Source organism: Burkholderia sp. 28_3, assembly GCF_003253915.1.
In the GTDB taxonomy this organism is placed as follows: Bacteria; Pseudomonadota; Gammaproteobacteria; order Burkholderiales; family Burkholderiaceae; genus Burkholderia; species Burkholderia cenocepacia.
In genome coordinates this window covers 474,755-494,052 of the sequence record NZ_QKZF01000002.1, presented here as the reverse complement: position 1 = coordinate 494,052, position 19,298 = coordinate 474,755, and the positions used below count along the sequence as shown (strand labels likewise).

Below are 19,298 nucleotides of genomic sequence, written 5' to 3'. Positions count from 1 at the left end.
CTACCTTTCATTATCCATGCTCCACACAAACCTCTATTGCCGATGTGTCAATAATCGCGCTATAGCTGCCGCCGCCCGTTGCTGACCGTCTGTCGCAATCGCGCAACGCCCGTTACGTAGTCCTGAGTTCCATTTCATTTCGCTGCACTGCCGCAAACCCTTGCGGAGTAACCGTTTGCGCGCTTTTTTCGATTTTTGCGGATTCCAAAATACATTGTTTCTTAAAGTGTGAGCCGTCCCCGCTTCGCGCCCTCCGTACACTGCACATGGCTTTCTGATAAGCGCACCGCCGTTCTGCGGGACCGGCTACAGCGTCAAGCAAAACACGGCCAGTCCGCCGCAGGTTCGATCGACATCATCCTGTTTGGAGACAGATCCATGAAAAAAACCCTGATCGTCACCGCGTTGTCGGGTGTATTCGTTACCGCAGCCCATGCTCAAAGCAGCGTTACGCTGTACGGCCTGATCGACGCAGGCATCACCTATACGAACAATCAGGGCGGCCACAGCTCGTGGTCCGAACGCAGCGGCCAGATCAACGGGAGCCGCTGGGGTCTGCGCGGCACGGAAGATCTCGGCGGCGGCCTGAAAGCGATCTTCGTGCTGGAAAACGGCTTCAACATCGCCAACGGCACGCTCGGCCAGAATGGCCGCGAGTTCGGCCGCCAGGCATTCGTCGGCCTGTCGCAGGAGCAGTTCGGCGCAATCACCCTCGGTCGCCAATACGATAGCGTCGTCGACTATATCGGCCCGCTGTCGCTGACCGGCACGCAATTCGGCGGCACCCAGTTTGCCCACCCGTTCGACAACGACAACCTGAACAATTCGTTCCGGATCAACAACGCCGTCAAATATACGAGCGTCAATTTCGGCGGGCTGAAGTTCGGCGCGTTGTACGGCTTCTCGAACAGCAGCCAGTTCTCGAACAACCGTGCATACAGCGCGGGGGTGTCGTACACCTACGCCGGCTTCAATATCGGCGCCGGCTATCTGCAGTTGAACAACGACATCTCGGGGCTCACGTCGGCCGCGGTCACCATCGGCGCCGGCGCGGTAGCAGGCGACAACACGTTCGTCGGCAAGCGTCAGCGCGTGTTCGGCGGTGGCCTGAACTACACGTTCGGTCCGGCAACGGCCGGCTTCGTCTTCACGCAATCGCGCGTGAACCGGGCGCTCGGCATCTCTGCCGGTGCGTCGGGCGTGTCGACCGGCCTGGGTCTCAACGGCACGTTTGCCCGCTTCAACAACTACGAAGTGAACGCGCGCTACGCGCTCACGCCGGCGTTGTCGCTGGCCGGGTCGTACACGTACACCGCGGGCTTCCTGGACGGCCGTCATCCGGGCTGGAATCAATTCAACCTGCAGACCGACTATGCGCTGTCCAAGCGGACCGACGTGTATGTGCAAGGCGTGTATCAGCGCGTCAGCACGGACGGCCTGGGCATCGGCGCCTATGTCAATGGCCTCGGTGGCGCTTCGTCGAGCAACAAGCAGATCGCCGTGACCGCCGGCCTGCGTCACCGTTTCTGAGCGACCGGCACCGCACCGTACACCGGAACGGAAAAGCGCCCCGTCGGGGCGCTTTTTCTTTGCCGTGCCGCACCGTCGACGCTCAGGCGTCGCCCCGTGCCGGATACCGGACGTCGAGTATGTCGATCGGCTGGGGGCCCGCCGGCGTCATCAGCGTGACGGTATCGCCGATCTTCGCCTTGATCAGCGCACGCGCGACCGGCGAAATCCAGCTGACGCAGCCGCGGTCGAGATCGACCTCGTCGATCCCGACGATCGTCACCGTATGATCCTCGCCGTCCGGCGTCTCGTAATCGACCGTCGCGCCGAAAAACACCTGGTCGACATTCTCCTGTCGGCTCGCGTCGACGACTTCCGCGAGATCGAGCCGCTTCGTCAGGAAGCGGATGCGGCGATCGATCTCGCGAAGCCGCCGCTTGCCGTAGATGTAGTCACCGTTCTCCGACCGGTCACCGTTCGATGCGGCCCACGACACGAGCCGCACGACTTCGGGACGCTCGACGTCGATCAGGTTCAGCAGCTCGTCCCTCAGCCGCTTGTGGCCGGCCGGCGTGATGTAGTTCTTCGCGCCCGCCGGAATCGCGGGTTGAGCCGGGTCGAGATCGTCGTCGTCACCGTCCGACTCTTTGACAAACGCCTTGTTCATGATGCAGATTCAACGTGGATGACTGATCCCCCCAAGGGTACACGAAGGGGGCCGGCCAAGGTCATGCACCCTAATTCGCGAATAAGGCTTCCCTTTTTATACGACTCTGCTATACTTCCGCTTCTGCGTGCGGCTGTAGCTCAGTTGGATAGAGTACTTGGCTACGAACCAAGGGGTCGTGGGTTCGAATCCTGCCAGCCGCGCCACTTTTTCGAGGGCCTTCCCAACCGAAGGCCCTTTCAGTTCGAAGCAGTAGAAGTTTGTTGTTGCGTGCGGCTGTAGCTCAGTTGGATAGAGTACTTGGCTACGAACCAAGGGGTCGTGGGTTCGAATCCTGCCAGCCGCGCCACTTTTTTGGGGGCCTTCCCATCGCAGAAGGTTCCGACAGTTGAAGCAGTACCGTTTTGCGTGCGGCTGTAGCTCAGTTGGATAGAGTACTTGGCTACGAACCAAGGGGTCGTGGGTTCGAATCCTGCCAGCCGCGCCACCTTAAAAGGGCTTTCCTCCGGGAAAGCCCTTTTTCTTTTTGCGCCCCCTCCTTCGTTCGCGCCATCATCCGCACGCCTTGGGCAAAGCACCGGCAACGTCGCGCGCGCTTTCGCCGGCCCCAATGAAAACGGCGGCCATCGGCCGCCGTCCGTCGATCAACGCATTCACCCGCGAGGGTGCGCGTCAGCGTCAGTAATCCTGCCGCTCGCGCTCGATTCGCATCCCGCCGTCATGGCGCGCATGCGCACCGTCGTCAGTCGAGCGCTCGCGCATGATCCGCATCACGTCCGGATTGGTTCTCACGCGCCGCATCACGTTCGCGAGGTGCACGCGGTCGCTGACCTGGATCACGAAGCGCAGCACCGTCGATTCGTGCGTCAGATCCTCGTCCATCGCGATATGGACGATGTTCGCGTCGGCCGACGTGATGTCCGCGGCGACGCGCGCGAAGATGCCCTTCGTATTCTTCACGAGCGCCTTCACCGCGACATCGAACAGACGGCCCGGCTGCGGCGCCCATTCGACGTCGATCCAGCGGCCCGGATCGCGGCGATGGATGCGCTGCGCGACCCGGCAATCCGTCGTATGAATCGCCATGCCCAGACCGATGCCGATGTAACCCATGATCGCGTCACCCGGAATCGGCCGGCAGCATGCGGACAACTGCACGGACATCCCTTCGGTGCCGGTGATCACGACCGGCGGCGCATGATGCGCGGGATGCCGCTCGGACTTCGGCAGATCGTCGTCCGCATCGCGGCCGCTCATCAGCACCTCGATGCGCTTGGCCATCACCGCGGCGACGCGACGGCCGAGACCGATGTCCGCGAAGATTTCCTGACGGCTCTTGTTGCCCGTCCACTGCACGAGCTTCTCCCACACTTCCGGCTCGACGTCGGCCAGCGCGAGACCATAGCCCTTCAGGCTCTGGTCGACGAGCCGCTCGCCCAGCTGCACGGACTCGTTCAGGCGCATCGTCTTCAGGTAGTGACGGATCGCCGAGCGCGCCTTGCCGGTACGCACGAAGCCCAGCCACGCGGGGTTCGGCTTCGAATACGGCGCGGTGATCACCTCGACGATGTCGCCGCTCTTCAATTCGGTGCGCAACGGCAGCAGCTCGTTGTTGATCTTCACGGCCACGCACTGGTTGCCGAGATCGCTGTGGATCGAATACGCGAAATCGAGCGCCGTCGCGCCGCGCGGCAGCGCCATGATCTTCGACTTCGGCGTGAACACGTAGACCGCATCGGGGAACAGGTCGATCTTCACGTGCTCGAGGAACTCGCTCGAATCGCCGGCCTCGCTCTGGATGTCGAGCAGCGACTTCAGCCACTGGTGCGCGCGCTTCTGCACGTCGCTGAGATCCGCGCTGCCGTTCTTGTACAGCCAGTGCGCGGCGACCCCCGCCTCGGCGATCTCGTGCATCTTGCGCGTACGCACCTGGAACTCGATCGGCGCGCCGAACGGGCCGACGAGCGTCGTGTGCAGCGACTGATAGCCGTTGATCTTCGGGATCGCGATGTAATCCTTGAACTTGCCGGGCACCGGCTTGTACAGCGCATGCAGCGCGCCGATGCACGTGTAGCAGTCGAGCGGGCTGTCGACGACGACACGGAAGCCGTACACGTCGAGCACCTGCGAGAACGACAACTGCTTGTCGCGCATCTTGCGATAGACGCTGTAGATGGTTTTCTCGCGGCCGGTGATCTCAGCGTCGATCTTCGCGTCGGCCATCGCGCGCTGCGCGGCCTCGAGGATCTTGCTGATCACTTCGCGGCGATTGCCGCGCGCGGCCTTCACGGCTTTCTCGAGCGTCGCGTAGCGATGCGGGTTGAAGTTCGCGAAGCTCATGTCCTGCAGCTCGCGATACGTGTTGTTCAAGCCGAGCCGGTGCGCGATCGGTGCGTAGATGTCGAGCGTTTCCCGCGCGACGCGGCGGCGCTTTTCCATCGGCACCGCGCCGAGCGTACGCATGTTGTGCAGGCGATCGGCGAGCTTGACGAGAATGACGCGCACGTCGCGCGCCATCGCGAGCAGCATCTTGCGGAAGTTTTCCGCCTGCGCTTCCTCGCGGCTGCGGAATTCCATCTTGTCGAGCTTCGACAGGCCGTCGACCAGCTCGGCGACCTTCGGGCCGAATCGCTCGGCCAGCTCGTTCTTGGTCACGCCCTGGTCTTCCATCACGTCGTGCAGCAACGCGGCCATCACGGCCTGCGCGTCGAGCTTCCAGCCGGCGCAGATTTCCGCGACGGCGACGGGATGGGTGATGTAGGGCTCGCCGCTCTGGCGATATTGACCGAGGTGGGCTTCGTCGCTGAAGTGGAACGCCGCCTTGACCTCTTTGATTTCGTCCGGACCGAGATACTCGGCAAGCGCGGCGGTCAGTTTCGCGATCGAAACGACGCCGTGCTTGCGCGGCTGCTCCGGCGTGGCGGTCGGCCCGAACAGATGCCGGAAGGACTGTTCGAGGACCGCGTCGATGTACTGGCGCGCAGGCGACTGGGCCGTGGCTTCGGTGGTCGAATCCGCGGAGGCGGACGATGGGGTGGTGCTCATATTCGCCTCCAGGTCGAGTCGTTGCGCGCGTGGACTACATGGCTGGAACGGGCCGGATGCGCGTTACACCGGCACCTTCTTCAGCATCTCGACGCCGACCTGGCCGGCAGCGATTTCGCGCAGCGCGACGACGGTCGGCTTGTCGCGGCTTTCGATTTTCGGCGTATGGCCTTGCGCGAGCTGCCGCGCGCGATAGGTGGCGGCGAGCGCCAGTTCGAAGCGGTTCGGGATTTGCTTCAGGCAGTCTTCGACGGTAATGCGAGCCATGTTGGTAATTCCTTCTGAATATAGTCCTTATTCTACCTTATGTCCCTCGTGCCCCGCGTCATTCCGCGTGGGGCAGATGGACGCCGAGGTCGATGAACAGCTCCGTGTGTCGCGCGTACTGCGAAGCAAAACGCAGGCGCGTCGCCGCGACGATGCATTCGAGTTCCGCGAGCGCACGCTCGAAATTCTCGTTGATCACCACGTATTCCGCTTCCGACGCGTGCGCAATCTCGCTGCCGGCGGCCAGCAGGCGTCGCGTGATCACGTTCGGTTCATCCTGGCCGCGCTTCTTCAGGCGCTCCTCGAGCGCATCGAGCGACGGCGGCAGGATGAAGATGCCGACCGCGTTGCGGAACTGCTTCTTCACCTGCAACGCACCCTGCCAGTCGATTTCGAGCAGCACGTCGTGACCGTTCTTCATCTGCTCTTCGATCCAGACGCGCGACGTGCCGTAGTAGTTGCCGTGTACTTCCGCGCTCTCGAGGAATTCGTGCGCCGCGTGACGCGCGCGGAAATCCTCGACGGTCGTGAAGTGGTAGTGCTGGCCGTCCTGCTCGCCCGGGCGCGGCTTGCGCGTCGTGTACGAGATCGACAGGCAGATGTCGCTGTCCTTCGACAGCAGCGCGTTCACGAGCGTCGACTTGCCGGCGCCCGACGGCGCGACGACCATGAACAGGTTGCCGGGATAGACGCCGCCATGCAGCGAATGCGACGCGTGGCCGTCGCGGTTAAGGTCGGTCATGTTGCTGTTACTCCAGGTTTTGCACTTGCTCGCGCATCTGCTCGATCAGCAGCTTCAGCGCCATCGACGCATCGGCGAGTTCCTTCGCCGCCGCCTTCGAGCCGAGCGTGTTCGCTTCGCGATTCAGTTCCTGCATCATGAAGTCGAGACGCTTGCCGACGCGGCCGCCCTTCTCGATCACGTGACGCGTTTCGTTCAGGTGCGCGGTGAGCCGCGACAGCTCTTCCGCGATGTCGATCCGGATCCCGTACATCGTCACTTCCTGACGGATGCGCTCCGCGGCTTCCTCGCGCGTGACGACCGTCGAGCCGCCTTCCGGCGCCGCGAGGCCGAGCGCTTCCTGCAGCCGCTCGACGATCTTCTGCTGGTGCTTCGCGATCAGCTCCGGCACGAGCGGCGTGATGCGCGCGACGATCGCCTCCATCTCGGTAACGTTCGACAGCAGCATCGTCGCCAGTTGCGCGCCTTCGCGCGAACGCACGACGACGAGCTCGCCGATCGCTTCCTTGCCGCAGGCGAGCACCGCGTCGCGGATCGCTTCCGCGGACACGCCGCTCTCGGCGAGCACGCCGGGCCAGCGCAGGATTTCGCCCGCGCGCAGGCGGCCGACGCCCGGGAACGAATCGAGCACCGCGCGCTCGAGCTCGGCAAGCTGGCCGAGCGCCGACTGGTTCAGCGCGCCCGCGCCGATGCTCTGCTCGCCGCGCTGCAGGTTGATGCGCACGTCGACCTTGCCGCGCGACAGCTTGTTCATCAGCATTTCGCGCAGCGCGGGTTCGCACGCGCGCACGTCGTCCGGCATCCGGAAATTGAGATCGAGGAAGCGCGAGTTCACGGTGCGCAGTTCGACCGACACGCTGGTGCCGCCGTTGCCGGTGGCCGTCACGAGTTCGCGCGTCGCGCTCGCGTAGCCCGTCATGCTGTAGATCATGGTTCGTCTCGCCGTCTGGTGCCCTCGCGGGCGGGGGGGGATATGTCGAGGCGCCCGGCGCGTCGGAAAGCGCGGGGCGGCAAGCGCGCATTATCCCATTTTTGCGGACCACCCCGCCGGGCGCGCCCGCCGTTCGGCGCTAAAATCGGGGTTTCCTCTTCTTCCGCGATTTCCCCATGACGTCTTCCGTTTCCCGCCCGAGCGGCCGCCGCGCCGACGAACTGCGCAAGGTCGCCCTCACGCGCCACTACACGAAACACGCCGAAGGCTCCGTGCTGGTCGAATTCGGCGACACCAAGGTGCTCTGCACCGCGAGCGTCGCCGAGCGCGTGCCCGAATTCCTGCGCGAGCGCGGGCAAGGCTGGCTGACCGCCGAATACGGGATGCTGCCGCGCGCGACCCACACGCGCAGCGACCGTGAAGCCGCGCGCGGCAAGCAGACGGGCCGCACCCAGGAAATTCAGCGCCTGATCGGCCGCGCGCTGCGCGCGGTGTTCGATCTCGAGGCGCTCGGCCCGCGCACCATCCACATCGACTGCGACGTGATCCAGGCCGACGGCGGCACGCGCACGGCCAGCATCACCGGCGCGTTCGTCGCTGCGCACGACGCCGTGTCGACGCTGATCGCGGCCGGCAAGCTCACGCGCTCGCCGATCACCGATCACGTCGCCGCGATTTCGGTCGGCGTGTACGAAGGCGCACCGGTGCTCGACCTCGACTACGCGGAAGATTCGCGCTGCGACACCGACATGAACGTCGTGATGACGGGCGCGGGCGGCTTCGTCGAAGTCCAGGGCACGGCCGAAGGCGTGCCGTTCTCGCGCGCCGAGATGAATGCGCTGCTCGACCTCGCGCAGGGCGGGATCGCCGAGCTCGTGCAGTTGCAGAAAGACGTCCTGGGTGCGAGCCATGCCTGACGACCGCACCGTCGCGCCGCTGTCGCGCATCGTTCTCGCGTCGAACAACCCGGGCAAGCTGCGCGAATTCACCGCGCTGTTCTCGACGGTCGGCATCGAGATCGTCCCGCAGGGCGACCTCGCCGTGCCCGAGGCGGAAGAGCCGTTCGGCACGTTCATCGAGAACGCGCTGACCAAGGCGCGTCACGCGTCGCGGCTCACCGGGCTGCCGGCGATCGCCGACGATTCGGGCCTGTGCGTGCGCGTGCTGCGCGGCGCGCCGGGCGTCTATTCGGCCCGCTACGCGCAGCGCGCGGGCCGCGACAAGGGCGACGCGGCGAACAACGCGTATCTCGTCGAGCAACTGCGCGGCATCGACGACCGGCGCGCATACTACTGTTGCGTGCTCGCGCTCGTCCGCCATGCGGACGACCCGGAGCCGCTGTTCGCCGAAGGTCGCTGGGCCGGCGAGATCGTCGACACGCCGCGCGGCGAACACGGATTCGGCTACGACCCGTATTTCTACCTGCCGTCGCTCGGCGCGACGGCCGCCGAACTCGAGCCCGCCGTGAAGAACACGCACAGCCATCGCGCGCTGGCGCTGAAAGCGTTGCTCGCGCGGCTCGCGGAGGAAGCATGACCGTACCCGACACCCATTCGCTGCGGGAGGTCGCATGAGCCAGGCCGCGGAAACCGGCGCGCGCGTCGTCGCGACCTTCACGTCGCCCGGCCAGGTGCGCCTCACGTCGCTGCCGCCGCTCGCGCTGTACGTGCATTTCCCGTGGTGCGTGCGCAAGTGCCCGTACTGCGATTTCAACTCGCACGAATGGAAAGGCGAGCGGTTTCCGGAAACCGAGTATCTCGACGCGTTGCGCGCCGATCTCGAGCAGGCGCTGCCGCTCGTGTGGGGCCGGCAGGTGCATACCGTGTTCATCGGCGGCGGCACGCCGAGCCTGCTGTCGGCGGCCGGTCTCGACCGGATGCTGTCCGACGTGCGCGCGCTCTTGCCGCTCGACGCCGATGCCGAGATCACGCTCGAGGCGAATCCGGGCACGTTCGAAGCCGCGAAGTTCGCGCAGTTCCGCGCAAGCGGCGTGAACCGCCTGTCGGTCGGCATCCAGAGCTTCAACGAAGGGCATTTGAAGGCGCTCGGCCGGATTCACGACACCGCGCAGGCACGCGCGGCCGTCGAGATCGCCGCGAAGAACTTCGACAACTTCAACCTCGACCTGATGTTCGCATTGCCGAACCAGACGCTCGACGAATGCCGCACCGACATCGAGACCGCGCTGTCGTTCGCGCCGCCGCACCTGTCGCTGTATCACCTGACGCTCGAGCCGAATACGCTGTTCGCGAAGTTCCCGCCGGTGGTCCCCGACGACGACGCGTCGGCCGACATGCAGGAATGGATCCATGCGCGCACGGCCGAAGCCGGCTACGGGCGCTACGAAGTGTCCGCGTACGCGAAGCCGAATCATCAGTGCAAGCACAACCTGAACTACTGGCGCTTCGGCGACTATCTCGGCATCGGCGCGGGCGCCCATACGAAGCTGTCGTTCCCGAACCGGATCCTGCGGCAGGCACGCTACAAGCATCCGGCGACCTTCATCGAGCAGGCGAAGGCCGGCGCGGCCGTGCAGGAAGAGCGCGAAGTCGGCGCGCGCGACCTGCCGTTCGAATTCATGCTGAACACGCTGCGGCTCGTCGAGGGCTTCCCCGTGCACAGCTTCGCGGAACGCACGGGCCTGCCGATGAGCACGATCGAGCCGGCGCTGAAGGAAGCGGAGCGGCGCGGACTGATCACGCGCGATTTCACGCGAATCGCGCCGACGCCGCTTGGCCAGCGTTTCCTCAACGACCTGCAGGAATTGTTCCTGCGCGACGACTGAACGAATGAACGAGGCGGCATTTCGGTTACAATGCCGCCTCGTGTGGAAGCGTGGCCGAGCGGTTTAAGGCACTGGTCTTGAAAACCAGCGACGGGAAACTGTCCGTGAGTTCGAATCTCACCGCTTCCGCCAGGAAGTTCGCCGAACCCCGTCCATTCGCAGAATGACGGGGTTTTTGTTTGTCCGCGCGCGTGCGCCCCGCACTTCCCGACGCGCCCCGCCGGATGCCGTTACAATCCGGCGCTCCGATTCGCGAAACGGGAAATCCACGTCATGAAGCCCTTCCTCGTCTCGTCGCTCGTCGCCGTGCTGGCCGCCGCCAGCATGCATGCAGCGGCCGACACCGCCTCCGGCAGCGACGCGCAGGCGTCGTGCGCGATTGCGTACGTGACCGGCGTCGGCGGCTCGCCGCGCGGCCTGAGCGAATACCTCGCGAGCCCGTCGCCCTACAACTACCTGAAGGACAACGACCTCCAGTGCAAGGTCGGCGACGACGGACGCACGTCGAACTGTACCGGCGTGACCTATCTGCGCAACGAACTGGTCAGCGTGTACGACGATTCCGATCCAGCGACGCTGACGGTCGTGGCGCGCGTGGAGCTCGATCATGGCCAGAAATACCCGGTGATCATCGTCGTGCAGCGCAAGAACGCGCGCTGCAAACAATGACGCAGCGCGGCGCGCGAATCCGTCAATCGGAACGGCACGCGCGTTCGTGCCGAACCTCGCGCGGCATCTGAGCCACGGGCCCGGCAGCGGCCCGTCGTTGCGTCGCACCGCGCCGGACGCCTCCCGGCCCGCCCCGCCATCGCCTAGAATTCGTTCAACACGGCGACACGAACGCCGCCGCGTATTCGATGCCGCACGCGCCACCCTGCGCGCGGCACACGGAGATCGCCATGACCGACCTGTCGAGCGCGACGGAACCCGTCGATTACGAAGGCTTCGAGATCCATGTCGTGCCGGCCGCGATGCCCGGCAGCGACACGCGCTATACCTACACCGGCTACGTGTGCCATCCGGGCGTGAATCCCGCGCTGCCCGGCCATGCGGTGCCGTTCCACGCGGACGGCGAGGAAAGCTTCGCGAGCCTCGACGAGGCCACCCGCGAAGCCGTGCACATCGGCAAGAGCATCATCGACGGCACGCATCCCGACCTGTCGGTACTGTCGCTCGTCACGCACGGCTTCTGAGCCGGCCGGCATCGCTTGCCAGCGTGCGCGCGGCAAGCCGAGGTTGCCGCATCAGATGACCGCGTCGCCCGGCCGGACGAACGCTGCACGCCATCGCTTTCAACCCTCCAACAGGCGCGTCCACCGCGCACGCTGTCACCTGTCGCGTCACATCGCGATGTACACGGCACGACGCGGCACCCGGCCGTCATCATCAGCGATAGCAGCGACCGGTCCCGCGCGCTATGCGTTTCTCCCCATATCGCCGCGCGCCGGTACGCCTATCATTTTTTTATCGTCCCTCCTGGCCATCACCTCATGCGCCCCCTTCTCCGTCCGCGCGTCGCGCGGCTTCGTGTTGCGACGCTGGCCGTCGTCGCCCTGCTTGCCGCGTGCACGATCACGCCGCCCTCGTCGCTACGCTCGGTCCTGACGATTCCGTCGGTCACCCGCAGCGGCAGCCTCGACCAGTATCGCGTCGAGGTTGCCCATCGTGTCGCCGAACGCAATCCGTCCGGCATGCTGCACGGCACACCGCAGGCGATGCTGCGTTCGCTCGTCGTCGTCGCCTTCACCGTCGATGGCAGCGGCCGCGTGGTGAACGCATCCGTCTACCGCAGCAACGGCGACAGCGAAGCGGAAGCGCTCGCGCTCGCGTCGCTGCGCCGCTCGGCACCGCTGCCGGCCCCGCCGTCGCGGCTGCTCGACGGCAACGGCCGGCTCGAACTGATGGAAGGCTGGCTCTTCAACGACGACGGCCACTTCCAGCTGCAAAGCACCGCCTCCGCGCAGGCGCAATCGATCGATTGACGCGCCGCCGCAGCCCGATTGCCGGTGAGCGGCGGCGCTGGCTATAATTTTCCGCACTCGCGCGGCCATCACGCCGCGCGTGCGTTCGCGCGCCCCACCCGGCAAGCGAGCCGACCACGCCGGCACCGGGCGGCGGCGACGTACCCGTCTCCATCGTCGACCGGCGGGTGACGTCCGCGCCACGGCGCGCGTCCACGCCGCCACCGCGTCATCCGCATCATCCTCTGCTCGGCTGCACCCGGCAGGCCGTCGCCTGCCCGAACGCACGCTCAGCCGACCGCCCCAACGACAAAACGGAGACATCCATGTCCGCATCCCCCCCGGCCGTTGCACACGCAACCGGTTCGGCCGGCGCCGTCAGCCACCGGCGCATCGTGTTCGCGAGCTTCATCGGCACCGCGATCGAGTTCTACGACTTCTACGTGTACGCGACGGCCGCCGCGCTCGTCATCGGCCCCGTGTTCTTCCCGCACGGCTCCGCGACGGCGCAGGCGCTGTCCGCATTCGTCACGTTCGGCATCGCGTTCATCGCACGCCCGATCGGCTCGTTCCTGTTCGGGCACTTCGGCGACCGTATCGGCCGCAAGTCGACGCTCGTCGCCTCGCTGCTCGTGATGGGCGTGTCCACCACCGCAATCGGCTTCGTGCCCGGCTACGACGCGATCGGCGCGCTCGCGCCGGTGCTGCTGTGCGTGCTGCGCTTCGGTCAGGGGATCGGCCTGGGCGGCGAATGGGGCGGCGCGGCGCTGCTCGCGACCGAGCATGCGCCGCAGGGCAAGCGCGGCTGGTTCGGGATGTTCCCGCAACTGGGGCCGTCGGTCGGCTTCCTGATGTCGAACGGGCTGTTCTTCGCGCTCGCGCTGTCGCTGTCCGACGAGCAGTTCCGCAGCTGGGGCTGGCGCATTCCGTTCCTCGTCAGCGCGGTGCTCGTCGCGCTCGGGCTGTACGTGCGGCTCAAGATCACCGAAACGCCCGCGTTCCAGGCGGCCCTCGAGCGCAACGAGCGCGTGCGCGTGCCGGTCGCGACGCTCGTCACGCAGCACTGGCAGCCGACGCTGCTCGGTGCGCTCGCGATGGTCGTCTGCTACACGCTGTTCTACATCTCGACGGTGTTCTCGCTGTCGTACGGCGTGTCAGCGCTGCATATTCCGCGCCAGAGCTTCCTCGGCCTGCTGTGTTTCGCGGTCGTCTTCATGGGGCTCGCGACGCCGCTGTCCGCATGGGCGTCGGACCGCTTCGGCCGCAAGCCGGTGCTGGTCGTCGGCGCGATCGCCGCGCTGCTGTCGGGGTTCGCGATGGAGCCGCTGCTCGGCAGCGGGTCGATGCCGCTCGTTGCGCTGTTCCTGACGATCGAGCTGTTCCTGATGGGCGTGACGTTCGCACCGATGGGCGCGCTGCTGCCGGAACTGTTCCCGACCAACGTCCGCTATACGGGCGCGGGCGTCGCGTACAACCTCGGCGGGATTCTCGGCGCGTCGATCGCACCGTATATCGCGCAACTGCTGGCTGCGCGCGGCGGCCTGTCGTGGGTCGGCGGTTACGTGTCGGTCGCGGCGGCGATCAGCCTGATCGGCGTACTGCTGATGCGCGAAACGCGCGACGCATCGCTCGTCTGACCCTCCGGGGCGACCCGGGTTGTGCAGCGGCGGCGGCTCTCTATACTCGATTCTGGGCGCGTCGTTGCGCGCCCGGGGATTCCGCCCCGACAGGAGCCGCCGCGATGAATATCCGCCTCGCCAATGCCGACCTCGTCCTGATCCTCGCGCTCGCGCTGGGTGGCGCGTTGCTGCTCGCGCTGCGGTTCCGGCCAAAGACCTGGCGCGGCCTCGTGTTCGAGGCGCTGCTGGCGAATCTCGCGGCGATCGCCGCCGTCGTCACGGTCGAGGCGCTGCTGGCGTAACTCCGCCCGGCAGCCGTCAGGCTACCGCCCGCACCGGCAACACGTCGTAGACCGGTCCCACGGTATCGATTGCCTTCATCGCGTCGTCCACGCTCGGCGCGGCGCCGGACTCACCGATCGACAGCGCGTGCGGTGCGCCGCCGATGCCGAAGTGGGCGCGCGAGGTGGCCACGAAAATCATCACCGTCGGACGCCGCAGCGCGTGCGACAGATGCACCATCCCCGTATCAACACCGATGACCAGCGCCGCCCGGCTCATCGTCGCGGCGAGTTCGCCCAGCGACATGGCCGGCAGCACGACCGCGCCAGGCGCCTGCATCGCGATCTCCTGCGCGTCGCGATGCTCGGACGACGAGCCCCATGGCAGCAGCACGCGCAAGCCGCGCGCCATCATCCGGGTAGCCAGTTCAACCCAATGGCCGGTCGGCCATTTCTTGTCGGAATTCGACGTCGCGTGGAACAGCAGCATGAACGGCGCACCCTCGGTAACTGCGGGCGGCAACGTGACGTCGGGCGGTTCGATCCCGTACGAGGCGATACCCTCGGGCGCATAGCCGAGCGCTTCGCCCGCGCTGATGCGCATGCCGTGCCACGCATCGCATGCAGGCTTCGGGCCAAAACGATGCGAATACGCGAAACGCGCCCCTGTCTCGCCAAGATCCGGGGTCCGGTAACCGACGCGGCGCCCGGCGCGCGCCAGCGCCGCAATGATCGCGCTCTTGTAGACGCCGTGCAGATCGATGACCGCGTCGTAGCGGTGCGCACGCAGCGCACCGATCGAGGCCGAGATCGCCTTCAGGTCGCCGGCGTTACGCATTTTCTTGAAGCGGCGCAGCGGCGCGCACAGGACGGTGCTCACTCCCGGATGCCAGCGCACGATCTCCGCACACGATTCGTCCACGGCCCAGTCGACCGACACGCCGGGAAAGGCGCGATGCAGGTCGGCGACGACGGGCAGCGTCTCGACGACGTCGCCGAGCGACGTCACTTTTACGATAAGAATGCGTTTCACGATGTGCGGGTATTCCTGACTGGCCATTCGGCATGCTAACGACGGTTGCGGTGCGCATACATTACGTCAACATTACATTTGCAACAAATTGCATCTCTTTTGTGAATTTTTGTCGCGCCTTGCGGGCGTTTGTCGTCCCCGCTGGCATCCGGTTCTTTTTATAATTCATTCTTTGCCTCCGGCCCGAGCCAATGCCGCGCCCCGCCCTTCCTTCGCTGTTCCCCGCCCTCACCCGCCGCTCGCTGCGAATCTGGCGCCAATATGGTGTTTTCTGGCTCGGCGCGATCGTCGTCGGCCTCGCCGCCGTACTGTACGCCCGGTTGATCGACTGGGGCTACGAGACTTTCCGCGCGATGCGCGATCACGCCGTCTGGCTGCCGCTGCTGTTGACGCCGGCGATCGCCGCGATGTCGGTGTGGGTCACGCGCCGTTTCTTCCGCGGCGCCGAGGGCAGCGGCATCCCGCAGGTGATCGCGACGCTGCATGCGCGCCCGAGCGCATTCGGCGCCCGGCTGCTGACGCTGCGCATCCTGTTCGGCAAGGTACTGATCTCGTTCCTCGGCATCCTCGGCGGCTTCACGATCGGTCGCGAGGGGCCGACGGTACAGGTCGGCGCGGCGCTGATGTTCAACCTGCGGCGCTTCTACCCGCGCTCGAACGCGCAGATCGAACGCCAGCTGGTGCTGGCCGGCGCGGCGGCCGGGCTGTCTGCCGCATTCAATACGCCGCTCGCCGGCATCGTGTTCGCGATCGAGGAGCTGACCCGCAGCTTCTCCGCGCGCGCCAGCGGCGTATTGATCACCGCGATCATCCTCGCCGGCGTGGTCGCGCTCGGCCTGAACGGCAACTACACGTATTTCGGCACGATCGACACGGGCCTCCATTTCCCGAAACTGCTGGCGGTCGCGGTGCTGGTCACCGCGATCGTGACGGGCATCGCGGGCGGCCTGTTCTGCTGGCTGCTGCTCAACACGGGGCGTTGGCTGCCCGGGCAACTGCTGGGCCTGTATCGCGAGCGGCCGGTCACGTTCGCCGCGCTGTGCGGCTTCGCGATCGCCGTCGTGGGGCTCGTGTCCGGCGGCACGACGTTCGGCAGCGGCTACGCCGAAGCGCGCGGCCTGCTCGACGGCAGCCAGCAGCTGTCGGTGTTCTATCCGTTCCTGAAGATGGTGTCGATGGTCGCGTCGTATCTGCCGGGCATCCCGGGCGGGATCTTCGCGCCGTCGCTGTCGATCGGCGCCGGCTTCGGCAATCTGCTGCATGCGGTGTTCACCAACATGAGCCTGCCGATGCTGATCGCGCTCGCGATGGTCGGCTATCTGGCCGCCGTCACGCAGTCGCCGATCACGTCGTTCGTGATCGTGATGGAAATGATCAACGGTCATGCGCTCGTGATTTCGCTGATGGCGACCGCACTGGTATCGAGCCGCGTCTCGCGCTTTTTCGCGCCGCCGCTCTACGAAACGCTCGCGCAGCGCTATCTCGCGCCGCCCGTCGCGGCCGCCGCACCGGCCGCGGCAACCGCGGCGGCCGCTGCGAGCAACGTGACCGATGTGACCGAACCCCAGGACGCGAACGCGGCCCCCGCCGATCCGCTCGACACGCTGCGCGACGAAGATGGCAGCGAGCCGGCCGCCGCTGCGGCAGCCGACAGCGCCGCGCATGCGCCGGCGCCGCACGATGCCGGACCGGCTGCGACCGACGCGAACGGTCCGGCGCAACAGCACGGCCCGCGCGACGCTCAATAGATCACGACGGGCGCCGGCCGGTAGTAGACCGGCCGCGCCGGCACGACGATGCACCCGGCCAGCGTGATCGCGACGAGCACGATGGCGATTGCGGTTCTTTTCATCGCGCGCCTCCATCAGGCCCAGTGGCCACGCGTCCAGAACCAGTTCGGACCGCGCTGGTCCCAATGCCCCGGCACCCATTGCATGCCGACGCGCTCGGTTTCCCAGTGGCCGCCGATCCACACGTAGCGGCCATGATCCCAGCGCCAGTGTCCGCGCTCCCACACATAGCCCACGCGCATGGCCGGTACGACCTCGTAGCGCACGGGCGGCGGCGCATTCGGCGCGACGACGACGATTTCCTCGGTGCGCACGGCGACCGGCTCCGCGATCACCATGCGGCCCTGCGGCGCGACCACGGGCGTGCCGACGAGAATCTCGTCGGCCTGCGCGGCAAACGGGGCGACGACGGCCGACAGGCCCGCGGCGAACAGCGCGAGCGAAACGATACGACGGGAAACGGTAGGGACAGCCATCGGAACCTCCTGGTTGAACAAGTCACGCGAGCGTATTCGTTCAATGCGGGAAGGTCGATTACGGCCGACAGGCGCCGTGTTACGGCGTGCCCGAAAGTGCAACAGGGCGTAAGACGCGCACGGCGGCGGACGCCGCCGTGCGGAGGGACACGCGCCAAGCGTCAGGCTTGCGGGATCTCGATCTTCACTTCGAGGACTTCGAGATCGTCCTGGCGCTCGAGGCTCACGCGGATGTCATCGTTCGAAATATGGACGTACTTCGAGATGACCGCGACCAGCTCTTTCTGCAGCGCCGGCAGGTAATCGGCCGGCGGCCGGCCGCCGACCCGCTCGTGCGCGATGATGAGCTGCAGGCGCTCCTTCGCGACCGATGCGGACTTCTTCTTCTCGCCGAGGAGAAACGAAAGGATGGACATGGGCGGCCTCCGTTACTTGCTGCCGAAGAGGCGCTGCAGCAGGCCCGGCTTCTGGTAATCGGTGAAGCGCAGCGGCTTGTCCTCGCCGAGGAAGCGCGAGACGACGTCCTTGTACGCTTCCGCGACGTCGGTGCCGTCGATATGCACGGCCGGCAGACCCTGGTTCGACGCGTGCAGCACGGCTTCCGACTCGGGCACCACGCCGATCAGCTTGATGCGCAGGATCTCGCTGATGTCCTCGAGCGACAGCATCTCGCCTTCGCTCACGCGCTTCGGGCTGTAACGCGTGATCAGCAGGTGTTCCTTGATCGGCTCCTTGCCTTCCGTCGCGCGTTTCGTCTTCGACGACAGGATGCCGAGAATGCGGTCCGAGTCGCGCACCGACGACACTTCCGGGTTCGTGACGATCAGCGCTTCATCGGCGAAGTACATCGCGTGCAGCGCGCCGGCCTCGATACCGGCCGGCGAATCGCAGACGATGTATTCGAAATCCATCGCGACGAGGTCGTTCAGCACCTTCTCGACGCCGTCGCGCGTCAGCGCATCCTTGTCGCGCGTCTGCGACGCCGGCAGGATGAACAGGTTCTCGCACTTCTTGTCCTTGATCAGCGCCTGGTTCAGGTTCGCTTCGCCCTGGATCACGTTCACGAGGTCATACACGACGCGACGCTCGCAGCCCATGATGAGATCGAGGTTGCGCAGGCCGACGTCGAAGTCGATCACGGCCGTCTTGTGGCCGCGCAGCGCGAGACCCGACGCGAAGCTCGCGCTCGTCGTCGTCTTGCCCACGCCGCCCTTGCCCGAGGTCACCACGATGATTTTTGCCATTTACCCAATACCCTGTGTTCGTCAATGAGAGCCGACCGATCCGGAGCGCACCGTGTGAATCACGTCAGGCGCAGCGGTTCGATCATCAGTTTTTCCTCTTCGAGCCGGATCTGCACCGATTTGCCCAGTACGTCGGCGGGCAGCGGGTTCTCGGTCGTTCGATAGATACCCGCGATCGAAATCAGTTCCGGTTCGAGACACGTGCAGAAAATGCGCGCGTCGTGATTGCCGTGCACGCCCGCGAGGGCGCGGCCGCGCAACGGCGCGTAGATGTGGATATTGCCTTCCGCGATGATTTCCGCGCCGTGACTGACCGGCGCGAGCACCACGAGGTCTCCTTTCGCGTAAATCTGCTGCCCCGAACGCAACGGCCGGTCGATCACCAGCGTCTGGCCTCCGGCCTGCAAGAGCGTCGGCGCGGGGTCCGACGACTGTTCGGGCGCCGCTGCGGCTGCCGGAGCGGCGGCGGCCTCGACGGCTGGCACAGCCGCCGGTTCCGCTTCGTCCGCAGGTTTCGCGGCCGGCGCGCGACGATCGCGCGCCTCCAGCAACGGCAGGCCGGCTTCCCCCGCCCAGCCCTGCGTTGCCAGTGCGACGACGCCCACCGGACGCATCCGCACGTCGTTCAGCATCTGGCGGATGTCCGCGAGCGCGACGCGTTCGCCGTCAGCCAGGCGGCGGACGTCGATCGCGACGACATCGTCGGCGAAAAACTCGGGAGTCGCTTCGAAGCGCTTGACCAGTTCGGTACGCAACGCATCGAGATCGGTCGTCTTCACGGTGAACAGCAACGTATCGACCGATCCGCTGCGCAGCTCGAAGAATGGCGATTTTTTAAGCGACATGGACACTCTGCAAAAAATTTTTGCGTATTTTACAGGCGTCCACGCGTGCGGCCATTATTTTTGGGACTCGGGGTCGCGGCGACCCGGGCGGACGCGCGACCGG

Annotated in this window: 20 protein-coding genes and 4 tRNA genes; 14 read left to right on the top strand and 10 right to left on the bottom strand. The window is 66.0% G+C overall.

Going from position 1 to position 19,298, the window contains the following annotated elements:
* The first annotated feature begins 378 nt into the window (after positions 1 to 378).
* Entirely contained in the window at positions 379 to 1,530 is a 1,152-nt protein-coding gene (locus DFS13_RS07030) for a porin (protein WP_111441514.1), read from the top strand.
* Between the two features lie 82 nt (positions 1,531 to 1,612).
* Here DFS13_RS07030 and greB read toward each other — a convergent pair whose 3' ends face one another.
* Positions 1,613 to 2,176 (bottom strand): transcription elongation factor GreB, encoded by a 564-nt coding sequence (gene greB, locus DFS13_RS07025; RefSeq protein WP_006486618.1) that lies wholly within the window; start codon positions 2,174 to 2,176, stop codon positions 1,613 to 1,615.
* Between the two features lie 129 nt (positions 2,177 to 2,305).
* Between greB and DFS13_RS07020 the strand changes: the two genes are divergently transcribed.
* The 3 genes from DFS13_RS07020 to DFS13_RS07010 all read left to right on the top strand — a co-directional run bounded on the left by DFS13_RS07020 (position 2,306) and on the right by DFS13_RS07010 (position 2,663).
* A tRNA-Arg gene (locus DFS13_RS07020) sits at positions 2,306 to 2,382 on the top strand.
* Positions 2,383 to 2,448: 66 nt separating this feature from the next.
* Positions 2,449 to 2,525: transfer RNA gene (locus DFS13_RS07015), tRNA-Arg, on the top strand.
* A gap of 61 nt (positions 2,526 to 2,586) precedes the next feature.
* Positions 2,587 to 2,663: transfer RNA gene (locus DFS13_RS07010), tRNA-Arg, on the top strand.
* Between the two features lie 191 nt (positions 2,664 to 2,854).
* Here DFS13_RS07010 and DFS13_RS07005 read toward each other — a convergent pair.
* From DFS13_RS07005 to DFS13_RS06990, 4 genes are all read right to left on the bottom strand, one after another.
* Positions 2,855 to 5,221 (bottom strand): bifunctional (p)ppGpp synthetase/guanosine-3',5'-bis(diphosphate) 3'-pyrophosphohydrolase, encoded by a 2,367-nt coding sequence (locus DFS13_RS07005; protein WP_006496576.1) that lies wholly within the window; start codon positions 5,219 to 5,221, stop codon positions 2,855 to 2,857.
* Positions 5,222 to 5,284: 63 nt separating this feature from the next.
* On the bottom strand, positions 5,285 to 5,488 hold the full coding sequence (rpoZ, locus tag DFS13_RS07000; RefSeq protein WP_006025620.1) for a DNA-directed RNA polymerase subunit omega: 204 nt from the start codon (positions 5,486 to 5,488) through the stop codon (positions 5,285 to 5,287).
* Positions 5,489 to 5,546: 58 nt separating this feature from the next.
* On the bottom strand, positions 5,547 to 6,230 hold the full coding sequence (gene gmk, locus DFS13_RS06995; protein WP_006486663.1) for a guanylate kinase: 684 nt from the start codon (positions 6,228 to 6,230) through the stop codon (positions 5,547 to 5,549).
* A gap of 7 nt (positions 6,231 to 6,237) precedes the next feature.
* The gene (locus tag DFS13_RS06990; protein WP_006486665.1) at positions 6,238 to 7,161 is read right to left on the bottom strand and encodes a YicC/YloC family endoribonuclease; all 924 of its coding nucleotides are present in this window, start codon (positions 7,159 to 7,161) and stop codon (positions 6,238 to 6,240) included.
* 176 nt (positions 7,162 to 7,337) lie between these two features.
* Between DFS13_RS06990 and rph the strand changes: the two genes are divergently transcribed.
* The 9 genes from rph (at position 7,338) to DFS13_RS06940 (ending at position 13,828) form a co-directional block, all read left to right on the top strand.
* Positions 7,338 to 8,078 carry a ribonuclease PH gene (gene rph / locus DFS13_RS06985; RefSeq protein ID WP_006496577.1) on the top strand — a complete coding sequence of 247 codons (741 nt, stop codon included), beginning with the start codon at positions 7,338 to 7,340 and terminating at the stop codon, positions 8,076 to 8,078.
* Positions 8,071 to 8,697 carry an RdgB/HAM1 family non-canonical purine NTP pyrophosphatase gene (rdgB, locus tag DFS13_RS06980; RefSeq protein ID WP_006496578.1) on the top strand — a complete coding sequence of 209 codons (627 nt, stop codon included), beginning with the start codon at positions 8,071 to 8,073 and terminating at the stop codon, positions 8,695 to 8,697. Before rph ends, rdgB begins: the two co-directional genes overlap by 8 nt.
* Before the next feature lie 34 nt (positions 8,698 to 8,731).
* Complete coding sequence (gene hemW / locus DFS13_RS06975; protein WP_111441513.1) at positions 8,732 to 9,946, top strand: radical SAM family heme chaperone HemW; 1,215 nt, start codon at positions 8,732 to 8,734, stop codon at positions 9,944 to 9,946.
* 44 nt (positions 9,947 to 9,990) lie between these two features.
* Positions 9,991 to 10,078, top strand: a tRNA-Ser gene (locus DFS13_RS06970).
* A gap of 141 nt (positions 10,079 to 10,219) precedes the next feature.
* Complete coding sequence (locus tag DFS13_RS06965; RefSeq protein WP_111441512.1) at positions 10,220 to 10,615, top strand: hypothetical protein; 396 nt, start codon at positions 10,220 to 10,222, stop codon at positions 10,613 to 10,615.
* 230 nt (positions 10,616 to 10,845) lie between these two features.
* Positions 10,846 to 11,139, top strand: a complete 294-nt coding sequence (locus DFS13_RS06960; RefSeq protein WP_006486651.1) for a hypothetical protein — start codon at positions 10,846 to 10,848, stop codon at positions 11,137 to 11,139.
* Between the two features lie 297 nt (positions 11,140 to 11,436).
* On the top strand, positions 11,437 to 11,928 hold the full coding sequence (locus DFS13_RS06955) for an energy transducer TonB (RefSeq protein WP_006486614.1): 492 nt from the start codon (positions 11,437 to 11,439) through the stop codon (positions 11,926 to 11,928).
* Between the two features lie 305 nt (positions 11,929 to 12,233).
* Positions 12,234 to 13,544: an MFS transporter gene (locus tag DFS13_RS06945; RefSeq protein WP_006486616.1), complete on the top strand. Its 1,311-nt coding sequence runs from the start codon at positions 12,234 to 12,236 to the stop codon at positions 13,542 to 13,544.
* Positions 13,545 to 13,648: 104 nt separating this feature from the next.
* Positions 13,649 to 13,828, top strand: coding sequence for a hypothetical protein (locus tag DFS13_RS06940; RefSeq protein WP_006486620.1), 180 nt, complete (start codon positions 13,649 to 13,651; stop codon positions 13,826 to 13,828).
* Between the two features lie 16 nt (positions 13,829 to 13,844).
* On the opposite strand, the gene waaC is transcribed toward DFS13_RS06940, so the two are convergent.
* Entirely contained in the window at positions 13,845 to 14,840 is a 996-nt protein-coding gene (waaC, locus tag DFS13_RS06935; protein ID WP_034201852.1) for a lipopolysaccharide heptosyltransferase I, read from the bottom strand.
* A gap of 191 nt (positions 14,841 to 15,031) precedes the next feature.
* On the opposite strand from waaC, the gene DFS13_RS06930 reads away from it, so the two are divergent.
* Complete coding sequence (locus DFS13_RS06930; RefSeq protein ID WP_060213704.1) at positions 15,032 to 16,588, top strand: chloride channel protein; 1,557 nt, start codon at positions 15,032 to 15,034, stop codon at positions 16,586 to 16,588.
* Between the two features lie 116 nt (positions 16,589 to 16,704).
* Here the strand turns inward: DFS13_RS06930 and DFS13_RS06925 are convergent, their stop codons facing one another.
* The 4 genes from DFS13_RS06925 to minC all read right to left on the bottom strand — a co-directional run bounded on the left by DFS13_RS06925 (position 16,705) and on the right by minC (position 19,195).
* Positions 16,705 to 17,106 carry a YXWGXW repeat-containing protein gene (locus DFS13_RS06925; protein ID WP_006486632.1) on the bottom strand — a complete coding sequence of 134 codons (402 nt, stop codon included), beginning with the start codon at positions 17,104 to 17,106 and terminating at the stop codon, positions 16,705 to 16,707.
* A 161-nt stretch (positions 17,107 to 17,267) separates the two neighbouring features.
* Positions 17,268 to 17,522 (bottom strand): cell division topological specificity factor MinE, encoded by a 255-nt coding sequence (gene minE / locus DFS13_RS06920; protein WP_006486661.1) that lies wholly within the window; start codon positions 17,520 to 17,522, stop codon positions 17,268 to 17,270.
* A 12-nt stretch (positions 17,523 to 17,534) separates the two neighbouring features.
* Entirely contained in the window at positions 17,535 to 18,350 is an 816-nt protein-coding gene (gene minD / locus DFS13_RS06915; protein ID WP_006486674.1) for a septum site-determining protein MinD, read from the bottom strand.
* Between the two features lie 59 nt (positions 18,351 to 18,409).
* Entirely contained in the window at positions 18,410 to 19,195 is a 786-nt protein-coding gene (gene minC, locus DFS13_RS06910; protein WP_006496586.1) for a septum site-determining protein MinC, read from the bottom strand.
* Positions 19,196 to 19,298 lie beyond the last annotated feature (103 nt).